Origin of the sequence: Teichococcus wenyumeiae (genome assembly GCF_003696345.1) — a bacterium.
Taxonomy (GTDB): domain Bacteria; phylum Pseudomonadota; class Alphaproteobacteria; order Acetobacterales; family Acetobacteraceae; genus Pseudoroseomonas; species Pseudoroseomonas wenyumeiae.
On the sequence record NZ_RFLX01000023.1, the window covers coordinates 1 to 12,357 of the forward strand.

The 12,357-nt window shown below is 68.4% G+C and carries 10 protein-coding genes; 8 read left to right on the plus strand and 2 right to left on the minus strand.

What is annotated here, in order from left to right; translation table 11 throughout:
• The first annotated feature begins 124 nt into the window (after window positions 1–124).
• From EBE87_RS21320 to EBE87_RS21340, 5 genes are all read left to right on the plus strand, one after another.
• On the plus strand, window positions 125–610 hold the full coding sequence (locus EBE87_RS21320) for a DUF2497 domain-containing protein (RefSeq protein WP_233553453.1): 486 nt from the start codon (window positions 125–127) through the stop codon (window positions 608–610).
• A 59-nt stretch (window positions 611–669) separates the two neighbouring features.
• Complete coding sequence (locus tag EBE87_RS21325; RefSeq protein WP_120640751.1) at window positions 670–3,363, plus strand: valine--tRNA ligase; 2,694 nt, start codon at window positions 670–672, stop codon at window positions 3,361–3,363.
• A 91-nt stretch (window positions 3,364–3,454) separates the two neighbouring features.
• The gene (locus EBE87_RS21330; protein ID WP_120640752.1) at window positions 3,455–4,774 is read left to right on the plus strand and encodes an MFS family transporter; all 1,320 of its coding nucleotides are present in this window, start codon (window positions 3,455–3,457) and stop codon (window positions 4,772–4,774) included.
• Between the two features lie 117 nt (window positions 4,775–4,891).
• Entirely contained in the window at window positions 4,892–6,616 is a 1,725-nt protein-coding gene (gene ilvD, locus EBE87_RS21335; protein ID WP_120640753.1) for a dihydroxy-acid dehydratase, read from the plus strand.
• A 151-nt stretch (window positions 6,617–6,767) separates the two neighbouring features.
• A complete protein-coding gene (locus tag EBE87_RS21340) occupies window positions 6,768–7,115 on the plus strand; it encodes a YXWGXW repeat-containing protein (RefSeq protein WP_122140114.1) in 348 nt (115 codons plus the stop codon).
• 209 nt (window positions 7,116–7,324) lie between these two features.
• Here the strand turns inward: EBE87_RS21340 and xth are convergent, their stop codons facing one another.
• Window positions 7,325–8,092, minus strand: coding sequence for an exodeoxyribonuclease III (gene xth / locus EBE87_RS21350; protein ID WP_120640940.1), 768 nt, complete (start codon window positions 8,090–8,092; stop codon window positions 7,325–7,327).
• Between the two features lie 7 nt (window positions 8,093–8,099).
• A complete protein-coding gene (locus EBE87_RS21355) occupies window positions 8,100–8,456 on the minus strand; it encodes a HesB/IscA family protein (protein ID WP_120640941.1) in 357 nt (118 codons plus the stop codon).
• A 114-nt stretch (window positions 8,457–8,570) separates the two neighbouring features.
• Here EBE87_RS21355 and EBE87_RS21360 point away from each other — a divergent pair, with 114 nt between their 5' ends.
• Genes EBE87_RS21360 through EBE87_RS29445 form a run of 3 tightly spaced genes read left to right on the plus strand, consistent with a single transcriptional unit; the run spans window position 8,571 to window position 12,357 of the window.
• A complete protein-coding gene (locus EBE87_RS21360) occupies window positions 8,571–9,722 on the plus strand; it encodes a deoxyguanosinetriphosphate triphosphohydrolase (RefSeq protein ID WP_120640942.1) in 1,152 nt (383 codons plus the stop codon).
• Between the two features lie 11 nt (window positions 9,723–9,733).
• Window positions 9,734–11,515: an arginine--tRNA ligase gene (gene argS, locus EBE87_RS21365; RefSeq protein WP_120640943.1), complete on the plus strand. Its 1,782-nt coding sequence runs from the start codon at window positions 9,734–9,736 to the stop codon at window positions 11,513–11,515.
• Window positions 11,512–12,357, plus strand: a complete 846-nt coding sequence (locus tag EBE87_RS29445; protein WP_233560144.1) for an SPOR domain-containing protein — start codon at window positions 11,512–11,514, stop codon at window positions 12,355–12,357. The genes argS and EBE87_RS29445 overlap by 4 nt, the downstream gene beginning before the upstream one ends.

Here is a 12,357-nt window from a genome sequence, read left to right on the forward strand (position 1 = left end):
ACCGCCCGCGACCTGGCGCTGCCCGTGCCCCTCTACAACATGGAAGCCTACTACCGCACCGTCCGCTCCAAGTGGTTCGGGACCGGGGACTGGTCGGGAGAGGGCGAGGGGGCGCCACGTTGACATGACGGCACATGATCCGAAGGCCGATCCGTCGATGGAGGATATCCTGGCCTCCATCCGCGACATCCTGCAGGAGGACGAGGCCGGGACCAGCCCGCTGGAACTGACGGAGGCCATGCTGGTCACGCAGCCGCCGGCCCCGGCCGCGCCGACCAAACCGGAGCCGCCCGCCATGCTTTCCGAGCCGCCCGTGGCTGTCGACATGCCGCCCCCTCCGCCGCCCGAGCCCCGTGCGACGCCGCCGGCGACTTCGTTGCTGGCACCCACCGTGGCTGCCGCGACCGCGGCAGCCCTGGGGGAACTGGCGAAGGCCGTGGCCAGCAACCGCGCGGCGCCCGTCCACCGCGGGGGCGCCAGCATCGAGGACGTGGTGCGGGAAGAGATGCGCCCCCTGCTGAAGGCCTGGCTGGACCAGCACCTGCCCGGCATGGTGGAGCATATCGTGAAGGCCGAGATCGCCCGTTTGATGGGTAGCGGCCCCGGCTGAAGCGCCGGAATCGCGACGGCCCCTTGACGTCGTGGCGCGGCGCTATCAAGCGTTCCGCCATGCTCGACAAGACCCTCTCGCCCGCCAGCTTCGAACAACGCATCTATGAAGGGTGGGAGGCCGCCGGGGCCTTCGGCGCCCGGCCCGACAGTGGGGCCGAGCCCTTCACCATCATGATCCCGCCGCCCAATGTCACGGGCAGCCTGCATATCGGCCATGCCCTGACCTTCACCATTCAGGACACGCTGATCCGCTGGCGCCGCATGCAGGGCCGGGACGCGCTGTGGCAGCCGGGCACCGACCATGCCGGCATCGCCACCCAGATGGTGGTGGAACGCCTGCTGGCCAGCCAGGGCATCGACCGCCGCGAGATCGGCCGCGAGAAGTTCCTGGAGCATGTCTGGGAATGGAAGGCGCAGTCCGGCGGCAACATCACCCGCCAGCTCCGCCGCCTGGGCGCCAGCCTGGACTGGCCGCGCGAGCGCTTCACCATGGATGCCGGCCTCTCCGAGGCGGTGCGCGAGGTCTTCGTCACCCTGCATGAGCAGGGACTGATCTACCGCGACAAGCGCCTGGTGAATTGGGACCCGAAGTTCCAGACCGCCATTTCCGACCTTGAGGTCGAGAACCGGGAGATGAAGGGCAGCCTCTGGCACCTGCGCTACCCGGTGGAGGGCGAGGCCGGGCGCTTCCTGGTGGTCGCCACCACGCGCCCCGAGACCATGCTGGGCGACACCGCCGTGGCCGTGCACCCGGAAGACGAGCGATTCCGGGACTTGGTCGGCAAGTTCGTCATCCTGCCGCTGACCGGCCGCCGCGTACCTGTGGTGGCCGACGAATATTCGGACCCGGAGAAGGGCTCCGGCGCCGTGAAGATCACGCCCGCGCATGACTTCAACGACTTCGAGGTCGGCAAGCGGCACAAGCTGGCCATGCCTTCTGTGATGGACGCCCATGGCGCCATCTGGCTAGCGGAGATCGAGGACGACCTGCGCGCCGTCGAGGGCGTGGCGGACCCGGAATTCGTCCGCTCCCTGGCCGGCCAGGACCGCTTCGCCGCCCGCAAGGCGATCATCGCCGAGCTGGAGCGGCTGGAGCTGCTGGAGAAGATCGAGCCGCACAACAACGCCGTGCCGCATGGCGACCGCTCCGGCGTGCCGATCGAGCCGCGCCTGACCATGCAGTGGTACTGCGACGCTGCGACCCTGGCCAAGCCGGCCATCGAGGCGGTGGAGACCGGGCGCACGCAGTTCGTGCCGAAGCATTTCGAGAATGTCTTCTTCTCCTGGATGCGCGACATCCAGCCCTGGTGCGTCTCCCGCCAGCTCTGGTGGGGCCACCAGATCCCGGCCTGGTACGCGCCGGATGGCAGCGTCTTCGTGGCGCGGACGGAGGAGGAGGCACTGGCCCAGGCCCGCGCCAAGCTGGGCGGGGACGTGACGCTGGAGCGTGACCCGGACGTGCTGGACACCTGGTTCAGCTCCGCCCTCTGGCCCTTCTCCACGCTCGGCTGGCCCAACAAGACGCCGGAACTGGACAAGTACTATCCCGGCGACGTGCTGGTCACGGGCTGGGACATCATCTTCTTCTGGGTGGCCCGGATGATGATGATGGGCCACCACTTCATGGGCGATGTGCCCTTCAAGACCGTCTACATCCACGGCCTCGTCCGCGACGAGAAGGGCCAGAAGATGTCGAAGTCGAAGGGCAACGTCATCGACCCGCTTGAACTGGTGGAAAGCTTCGGCACCGATGCGTTGCGCTTCACCATCGCCTCCCTGGCCACGCCGGGCCGCGACGTGAAGCTGGGCCGCAAGCGGGTGGAGGACTTCCGCTCCTTCGGCACCAAGCTCTGGAACGCCGCCCGCTTCTGCGAGATGAACGGCATCGCGCCGGATACCTCCTTCGATCCCTCGAAGGTGCAGACGCCGCTGGCCCGCTGGATCCTGGACGCGGCGAATACCGCGATCGCGGAGGCGACGGCGGCGCTCGAAGCCTACCGGATGGATGACTACGCATCCGCTTGCTACCGCTTCGTCTGGAACAGCTTCTGCGACCTGTTCCTGGAATTCGCCAAGCCCGCCCTGAACGGCCCCGAGGGCGCCGAGAAGGCGGAAGTGAAGGGCGTCGCGCAGCATGTGCTGGGCACCATTCTGCGCCTGCTGCATCCGGTCATGCCCTATGTCACCGAGGAACTCTGGGACCGTTTCGGCTATGGCGCCGAGTTCAGCCTGATCAGTGAAGCCTGGCCGCAGGCTGTGGCTGTGCCGGGTGCCGAGGAAGCGCGCGCGGAACTCGGCTGGGTGGTCCGCCTGATCGGCGAGGTGCGCACGGTGCGCGGCGAGATGAATGTGCCGCCCTCGGTCACCGTGCCGCTGCTCTTTTCCGGTGCGGCGCCGGAGACGATGGCGCGGGCGGAGCGCTGGATTGAGGCCATCCGGCGCCTTGGCCGCGCTACCGAAGTGCGCGTCCTGGAGGGCGAGGCGCCGAAGGGCGCCCAACTTGTGGTGGACGAAGCGACTGTGCTGCTGCCTCTGGCCGACGCGATCGACCTGGACGCTGAGCGTGCCCGGATCAAGAAGACCCTGGTCAAGTCTGAGGACGATGTCGCCAAGACAATGGCGAAGCTTAACAATCCCGACTTTGTTGCCCGTGCCAAGCCTGAGGTTGTCGAGGAGATGCGTGAGCGCCTGGAGGCCCAGCAGGCGGAGATCGCCCGGCTCACTGCTGCGCTGCAGCGTATCGGGGGGTAGAGCAAGGCTGCATTCCAGGGTTGCCCAATGTTCACGCGCGCGAGGCTCGCGCGCGTGAAACAACCGTCGCATCGTTTGGAGGATAGCGACGATGGCCATGGCACCGGCAGAGGTCCGCGATCCCCATGACACGCGCAAGCGCGTCATGGCGATCGTCGGCGGTTCCTCGGGCAATCTTGTCGAATGGTATGATTTCTACGTCTATGCGGCGACGGCACTCTATTTCGCGCCGGCCTTCTTTCCTAAAGGCGATCCCACCGTTCAGTTGCTGAACACCGCTGCCATCTTCGCGGTGGGCTTCCTGATGCGGCCTATCGGCGGCTGGCTCTTTGGCCGCATCGCGGACCGCCAGGGCCGCAAGACCTCGATGGTCATCTCGGTGCTGATGATGTGCTTCGGCTCGCTGATGATCGCCGTGCTGCCGACCTATGAGAGCATCGGCCTCGCGGCACCGGCCCTGCTGTTGCTGGCGCGCCTGATCCAGGGGCTTTCCGTAGGCGGCGAATACGGCACCAGCGCCACCTACATGAGCGAGGTCGCACTGGCGCGGCACCGCGGCTTCTTCGCCTCGTTCCAGTATGTCACGCTCATCGGCGGCCAGCTTCTGGCCCTGCTGGTGGTGGTGGTCCTGCAGGCGATCTACACCGGCGATGAGATCCGCGCCTGGGCTTGGCGCATCCCGTTCTTCATCGGCGCCGGCACCGCCATCATCGCCATGTTCCTGCGCCGCGCCCTGCACGAGACCACGACGGCGAAGGAACGCTCCTCCGAAGGAGCAGGGACCATTGCCCTGCTGCTGAAGCACCCGAAGCCGCTATTGCAGGTCATCGGCCTGACCGCCGGCGGCAGCCTGGCCTTCTATACCTACACCACTTACATGCAGAAGTTCCTGGTGAACTCCGCCGGCTTCACGGTGGAGCGTGCCAGCGTCACGATGGCCGTGGTGCTGTTCTGCTACATGTGCCTGCAGCCGGCCATCGGCGCGTTGTCCGACCGCATCGGCCGGCGGGCCTGCCTGATCGTCTTCGCCGTCGGCACGGCGGTGCTGACCGTGCCGCTGCTGAGCCTCCTGGGCACGGTCACGACGTCGCTGGGCGCTTTCGCGGTGATCTTCGGCGCCCTCTTCATCGTCAGCTTCTACACGGCGATCAGCGGCGTGGTGAAGGCGGAGCTCTTTCCGCCGCAGATCCGCGCGCTTGGTGTGGGCCTCGGCTACGCCATCGCCAATTCGCTGTTTGGCGGGTCGGCCGAATACGTGGCGCTGTGGCTGAAGAGCGTTGGGATGGAGAACAGCTTCTTCTGGTACGTCTCCGCCTTTGCGGTGGTCGCGCTGGTGTCGGTGCTGACCATGAAGGACACCCGCCTGCACGGCCACCTGGACCATCCGGACGCGCTGAAGCGCCCGGTCTGACCGAAACGCCGCTCTCCTCGCACGCTCCCCTGGCCATGAAAGCGGCGAGGGGAGTTGCGCGAGAAAGAGGGTTGCGTGATACCAGCCTCGGGACGAAACGAAGAAAGGTTTACCCGCATGGCTGAGCACATTTGGGATAAGTCGCGCCTTCCAAGCCGCCATGTGAGCGTCGGCCCGGAGCGCGCTCCTCACCGCTCCTACTACTATGCCATGGGGCTGACCGAGGAGGAGATCGCCCGCCCGCTGGTCGGCGTCGCCACCTGCTGGAACGAGGCCGCGCCCTGCAACATCGCCCTGAACCGCCAGGCGCAGAGCGTGAAGGAAGGCGTGAAGGCGGCCTTCGGCACCCCGCGTGAATTCACCACCATCACCGTGACTGATGGCATCGCCATGGGCCACCAGGGCATGAAGTCCTCCCTGGCCTCGCGTGACGCCATTGCCGACACGGTCGAGCTGACCATGCGTGGCCATTCCTACGATGCCATGGTCACCCTGGCGGGCTGCGACAAGTCGCTGCCGGGCATGATGATGGCCATGCTGCGCCTGAACGTGCCCAGCGTCTTCATGTATGGCGGCTCCATCCTGCCCGGTAAGTTCAAGGGCAAGGATGTCACCGTCGTCGATGTCTTCGAGGCCGTGGGCCAGCACGCCGCCGGCAACATGTCGGACGAAGACCTGCACGCCCTGGAATGCGTCGCCTGCCCGAGCGCCGGCGCCTGCGGCGGCCAGTTCACCGCCAACACCATGGCAACCGTCTCCGAGGCCATCGGCCTGGCGCTGCCCGGCTCCGCCGGCGCCCCGGCGCCTTATGAGGACCGCGACCGCTGGGCCGTGGAATCCGGCAAGGCGGTGATGGAACTGCTGAAGAAGAACATCCGCCCGCGTGACATCGTCACGCTGAAGGCGCTGGAGAATGCGGCCGTGGTTGTGGGCGCCACCGGTGGCTCCACCAATGCCGGGCTGCATCTGCCGGCCATGGCGCATGAGGCCGGCATCCGCTTCACCATGGATGATGTGGCCGCCATCATGCGCCGCACGCCCTACATTGCCGACCTGAAGCCGGGCGGGAAGTATGTGGCGCTGGATGTGCACAACGTCGGCGGCATTCCCATCATCATCAAGGCATTGCTGGATGCCGGCCTGCTGCATGGCGACTGCATGACCGTGACGGGCAAGACGCTGGCCGAGAACCACAAGGACGTGGTCTTCCCCACCGACCAGGACGTGATCTACCCCGTGTCCAAGGCCATCACGCCGACTGGCGGCGTGGTCGGGCTGAAGGGCAATCTTGCTCCGGACGGCGCCATCGTGAAGGTCGCCGGCATGAAGACCCAGCGCTTCGAGGGCACCGCCCTGTGCTTCGATTGCGAGGAAGATGCCTTCAAGGCGGTCGAGGAGCGGGCCTACAAGGCGGGCGACGTCATCGTCATCCGCTACGAGGGGCCGAAGGGCGGGCCGGGTATGCGCGAGATGCTCTCCACCACCGCGGCCATCTACGGCCAGGGAATGGGCGAGGCCGTGGCGCTGATCACCGATGGCCGCTTCTCGGGCGCCACCCGTGGCTTCTGCGTGGGCCATGTGGGGCCTGAAGCCGCCGTGGGCGGCCCCATCGGCCTGCTGAAGAATGGCGACAAGATTATCATTGACGCCACCAAGGGCAGCATCGACGTCGATATTTCCGAGGAAGAACTGGCGAAGCGCCGCGCTGAATGGAAGCCACGCGGCACAGACTATAATGCCGGTGCCTTGTGGAAGTACGCGCAGCTTGTGGGCCCCGCGCATCTTGGTGCCGTCACGCATCCGGGCGGTGAGGCCGAGACCCATTGTTACGCCGACATCTGAATCGGTGCGTTCGACTTCGATAATTTAGGTCACTATTCCGCCTCAGCTTTGCCATTCTGAGGCGGCAGCATCTTCCTCATGGCCCGGCGCGTTCGCCGCCGGGCCGGCATCGAGAAGCCCCGGCGCCAACCGTCCGGAACAGGAGGAAGAGATGCTCAATCGTCGTGGTCTGCTGGGGGGCGCGCTGGCCGTGCTGGCCGGCACCGTCTCCCTCTCCACCATTGCCGAGGCACAGCCTTACGCTCCCCCGCCTGGCCCGCCGGGCCGTGGCGGCCCCGGTCGCCCGCCGCCACCGCCGCCGCCACGGCGTGAAGAGCGGCGAGGCCGCGCGCCCAGCCGCACCGCCGTCTGGCAGCCGGGCCATTGGTCCTGGCGCGGCGGCAACTACGTCTGGGTTTCCGGCCGCTGGCTTGAGCGCCGCCGGCGCGGCAACTGGCAGGAAGGCCGTTGGGTCGAACGCCGTGGCCGCTGGGTCTGGGTCGAGCCCGGCTGGCACTAGGGAAGGAGGCAGCCATGCCAGGACTTGGCAGGATGCTCGCTCTGGCGGCACTTGGGGTCGGGTTGTGCGGCTGCGTCGTGTATCCGGCGGACTATTACGGTCCGCCGCCACACCACCACCAGCACGGCTACTACGCTCCACCGCCGCCGCCCCCGGGGCCGCCGCCCGGCTGGTACGGCCCGCGCCCCTGGCGTTAGCCAGGAGCAAGGTTAGGAGAGCGTGATCGTGACGGCGGTATGGTCGGAAGGCTGTTCCTGCGACCGCAGGGACAGGTCGATCTCCGCCGTCTCCAGCCGCTCCGCCAACTCGGGGGAGAGGAGGGCGTGGTCGATGCGCAGGCCGCGGTTGGTATCGAAGGCGGCGCCGTAATCCCAGTAGGTATAAAGCCGCTCACCCGGATGCAGCGCCCGCAGCGCATCCGTCAGGCCCAGGTTGGTCAGCGCCCGGAAGGCCGAGCGGCTTTCCGGGCGCACCAGCGCATCGGTCGCGGGCAGGGCGCCGGGGGCGAGGTCCAGTGGCGTCGGGCAGACATTGAAGTCGCCCAGGACGGCGAAGGGGGTGAAGCTGTCCAGCCGCTCCGCCGCCACCTGCCGCAGCCGCTCCATCCAGCGCAGCTTGTAGGCATAGCCCTCGGCGCCACCGGAATTGCCGTTGGGCAGGTAGATGCCGGCGAAGCGGCCGCCCGCCGCCGCCACCTCGATATAGCGGGCGTGGGTGTCCTCATCCTCTCCGGGCAGCGCCTCGGCCACGACCTGGAAGGGGATGCGCGCCAGCACGGCCACGCCATTGCGCCCGCCATGCTGGCCGACCGCATGGGCGCGGTAGCCCAGGCTCTCGAACTCGGCGGCGGGAAATTCCTCGGTCTTGCACTTCAGTTCCTGCAGAAACAGCAGGTCCGGCTTCGCGGAGGACAGGAAGCGTTGCACATGCGGCACGCGCTTGCGCACCGAATTGACGTTCAGCGTGGCGAGCCGCAAGGGAGCCTCAGCCGATCGAGAAGGAGGCGCCGCAGCCGCAGCCCGAGACCGCCTGCGGGTTCTTGATGGCGAAGTGGGCGCCGATCAGCTCATCCGCCCAGTCCAGCTGCGCGCCGGCCAGGAGGTCCAGGCTGGTGGGGTCGATGAAGACGCGGGAGGCGCCTTCCAGCACCAGGTCGTCCTCCGCCGGCGCATCCTCCAGCTCGAAGGAATACTGGAAGCCGGAGCACCCCCCGGCCAGCACCGCCACCCGCAGCCCGGCGTCTGGACGGCCCTGGCGCGCGGCAATCTCGGCGACCTGGGCGAAGGCCCGGGGGGTGACATGGAAGGTGGGGGCGGTCACGGTGCCGTCGGGCATGGCCATCGAACTCCTCAGGCCTCGCATATAGGACCACGCGGAGACGATTTCCAACCTTCCGGCGGGCAGGGCAGGTCCGCGGCGTTGCGGCAGCGCTGGGTGGCTGGTAGAGCCCGCCCCATGGATGGCCTTGCCCCCTATGCCGTGCGGCCGGAGACCTCGCGTGGCCGGCTCTACCCGGAGCCGGGCGGCGACTCGCGCTCGCCCTTCCAGCGGGACCGGGACCGTATCATCCACAGCAAGGCCTTCCGCCGCCTGCAGTACAAGACGCAGGTCTTCATCTACCATGAGGGCGACGAGTTCCGCACCCGCCTGACCCACAGCATCGAGGTGGCGCAGATCGCCCGCTCCATTGCCCGCCGGCTGCGGCTGGACGAGGATCTGGCGGAAGCCCTGGCCCTGGCGCATGACCTCGGCCACCCGCCCTTCGGCCATGCGGGGGAGGAGGCGCTGAACGGCGTCATGCGCCCCTATGGCGGCTTCGACCACAATGCCCAGAGCCTGAAGGCCGTGACCCTGCTGGAGGCCCGCTACGCCAGCTTCGACGGCCTGAACCTGACCTGGGAAACGCTGGAAGGGCTGGCCAAGCACAACGGCCCCATCCGCCGGCCGACGCCCTATTTTGTGGAATACGACGCTCGGCACCCGCTGGACCTCGGCACCCATGCCTCGGCCGAGGCCCAGGTGGCGGCGCTGGCCGATGACATCGCCTACAACAACCACGACCTGGATGACGGCCTCCGTGCCGGCCTCTTTACGCTGGAGGAAGCCTCGGAGCTTCCGCTGGTGGGCGCTGCCGTGGCGGCCGCGCGGGAGAGCTACCCCGGCGTGGCGGACGGGCGCCTGGTGTCCGAGGCGATCCGCCGCGTCATCAATGCCATGATCAACGACGTGGTGGAGGAAGCCGGCCGGCGGCTGAAAGCCCTGGCTCCCGCCACCGTGGACGATATCCGTGTCGCCGAGCGCCCCGTGGTGTTCTTCAGCGAACGCATGACAGCCGCCAACCAGACGGTGCGGGACTTTCTCCTCGGCCGCATGTATCGCCACTGGCGCGTCAACCGCACCACGCAGAAGTCCAAGCGCGTGGTGCAGGTGCTCTTCAGCCTGCTGCATGGCGGGCCGGAGATGCTGCCTCCTGAATGGCGCAACCGCGCCGGCACCGCCGGCAGCGCGCAATGCGCCGCCGCCGTCTGTGACTATATCGCCGGCATGACCGATCGCTTCGCGCTCGACGAGCACCGACGCCTGACTGACCCGCATCTTCCTGGTTGAACACGACACCCATGCCCCAAGACCCGACCGCCCCCGATATCTTCGCCGTGCTGCGTGCAGAGGTCGTGGCTTGCCTGCGCCGGCTGCTGCCCGACCTGCCGGAGGATGCCTTCGCCCGCGTGTTGGTGGAGCCGCCGCGCGATGCCAGCCACGGCGACATGGCCACCAATGCCGCCATGGTCGTCGCCAAGCCCGCGAAGATGCCGCCGCCGAAGCTGGCGGCCCAGTTGGCCGAGGCACTGGCCGCGCTGCCCATGGTGGCCGAGGCATCGCCCGCCGGCCCCGGCTTCGTGAACCTGCGCCTGCGCGAGGATTTCGTCCTGGCCCAGATCCCGGCGCTGCTGCGCGTGGGTGAGGGCTATGGCACCTCGACCGTGGGCCAGGGCATCCGGGTGAATGTGGAATATGTCTCCGCCAACCCCACTGGGCCGATGCATGTCGGCCATTGCCGCGGCGCCGTGGTGGGCGATGCCCTGGCCAACCTGCTGCTGAAGGCCGGCTACGACGTCACCAAGGAATACTACATCAACGACGCCGGGGCGCAGGTGCGCGCGCTCGCCTATGCCGCCTACTGGCGGTACCTGCAGGCTCTGGGCACCACGATGTCGGAAGAGGAATATTCCGCCCTGGTCCCCGGCGGGCTGCAGTATCGCGGCGACTACCTGATCCCGGTCGGCGAGGCACTGAAGCAGCAGCATGGCGACTCTCTCGCGCCGGGTGCCGTGCCGGCTTTCACCGAGGAACGCCTGGCGCTGGTCCAGCGCACCGCCGTCTCCATGATGATGGACGAGATCCGCGAGGACCTGGCCGCCCTCGGCGTCGTGCAGGATGTCTTCATCAGCGAGCTGAAGCTGGTGCAGGAGGGCGTGGCGGACCGTGCCATCGCGGAGCTCGCGGCCAAGGGCCTGGTCTATGAAGGCGTGCTGGAGCCGCCCAAGGGCAAGCTGCCGGACGATTGGGAGCCGCGCCCGCAGACCCTCTTCGCCTCCACCAAGTTCGGCGACGACGTGGACCGCCCGCTGCGGAAAAGCGATGGCTCCAACACGTATTTCGCCAATGACATCGGCAACCATGCCGACAAGATCGCGCGCGGCATGCAGCAGCTCGTGCAGGTCTGGGGCGCCGACCATGGCGGCTATGTCTCGCGCATGAAGGCGGCGACCAAGGCGCTGTCCGACGGCAAGGTGCCGCTGGATGTGGTGCTCTGCCAGATCGTCAAGGTGCTGAAGGACGGCGAGCCCGTGCGCATGTCCAAGCGCGCCGGCAGCTACATCACGCTGCGCGACCTGATCGACGAGGTCGGGCGCGACGCCGTGCGCTTCACCATGCTGACGCGCAAGTCCGACGCGCAGATGGAATTCGACCTGACCAAGGTGGTCGAGCAGTCGCGCGAGAACCCGGTCTTCTACGTGCAATACGCCCATGCCCGCTGCCGCTCCGTGCTGCGGCAGGCGGAGGACCCCTCGGCCGAGGATCTGGCCACCGCGCCGCTGGATGTCCTGAAGGACCCGGCGGAACTGGCCCTGCTGCGCCGCCTGACCACTTGGCCCCGCACCGTGGAAGCCGCTGCTGCGGCGCGGGAGCCACACCGGATTGCCTTTTATCTCCACGACTTGGCCAGCGACTTTCATATCCTGTGGAACCGTGGGCGAGAGGATGCGACACTGCGCTTCATCCTGGCCGAACAGCCGGAGGCGACGCGGGCACGGCTGGCCCTGGTGGCTGCCACCGCGACCGTCATCCGCTCCGGCCTTGCTGTGATGGGCGTCACGCCTGTTGAGGAGATGCGGTGAGCGAAGCACCAATCCCGTCCTACCGGGTTCGCAGTGCGGCGAACGAGGGTTCGTCCACGCGCATGTTCATGATGGCCGGCGGCCTGGCGGCCGTGGTCGGTGTTGGGGCACTGGTCGGCTGGGGCGTGACCCGGCTGACCACGCATCGGCCGATCCCGGTCATTGAGCCCGATTCGCGCCCGATGAAGATCCGCCCGGACGACCGGGGCGGGTTGCGCGTGCCGAATCAGGACGAGATCATTTTCGAGCGCCGGGGAACGGCCAGCAGCTTCGAACCCTCCGGCCGGCTTGCCCCGGCCGCCGAGGCGCCGAACCTGGACGCCCTGCGCGCCGCCACCGCGCTGCCGCCGCCGGCCGCACAGGTGACGGAGGCCGTGCCACCCCAGCCGGCCCCGCCGGCCGCCGCGCCGCTTTCGGTCGCACCGCAGACCACCGCGCCCCAGGCCGCCGTGCCGGCCCAGCCCGCGCCTCAGCCTGTGCCCCAGGCGGCGCCGGCCGTGCCGCCGCAACGCGCGGCGATTCCCGCGCCCACGGCCCCCGCCGGGCCCGCGCCGGTGCCGGCCACGCCCGCTCCCGCACCGCGGGTGGCGGCTGGTGGCTCGGTCGTGGTGCAGCTTGGCGCGCTTGACTCCCAGGCCGGCGCCCTGGCCGAGTGGGTGCGCCTGGCCCGCCGCGCGCCGGGGCTGCTGGATGGCCGCACGCCGCAGGTCATTCGCTTCGAGCGGCCGGACAAGCCGACCATGTGGCGCCTGCGCACCGGTGGCTTCTCGGCCGAGGCGGCGCGTGACTTCTGCGCCGAGGTGCGTGCCAAGGGTGGCGCCTGCGCCGTGATCGGCGGCTGA

What these genes read in the sequence shown, in the direction of transcription:
- EBE87_RS21340 (WP_122140114.1), top strand. Translation starts at nt 6,768, where the DNA reads ATGCTCAATCGTCGTGGTCTGCTGGGGGGCGCGCTGGCCGTGCTGGCC.
- EBE87_RS21320 (WP_233553453.1), top strand. Translation starts at nt 125, where the DNA reads ATGACGGCACATGATCCGAAGGCCGATCCGTCGATGGAGGATATCCTG.
- ilvD (WP_120640753.1), top strand. Translation starts at nt 4,892, where the DNA reads ATGGCTGAGCACATTTGGGATAAGTCGCGCCTTCCAAGCCGCCATGTG.
- EBE87_RS21355 (WP_120640941.1), bottom strand. Translation starts at nt 8,456, where the DNA reads ATGGCCATGCCCGACGGCACCGTGACCGCCCCCACCTTCCATGTCACC.
- EBE87_RS21360 (WP_120640942.1), top strand. Translation starts at nt 8,571, where the DNA reads ATGGATGGCCTTGCCCCCTATGCCGTGCGGCCGGAGACCTCGCGTGGC.
- EBE87_RS21330 (WP_120640752.1), top strand. Translation starts at nt 3,455, where the DNA reads ATGGCCATGGCACCGGCAGAGGTCCGCGATCCCCATGACACGCGCAAG.
- argS (WP_120640943.1), top strand. Translation starts at nt 9,734, where the DNA reads ATGCCCCAAGACCCGACCGCCCCCGATATCTTCGCCGTGCTGCGTGCA.
- EBE87_RS21325 (WP_120640751.1), top strand. Translation starts at nt 670, where the DNA reads ATGCTCGACAAGACCCTCTCGCCCGCCAGCTTCGAACAACGCATCTAT.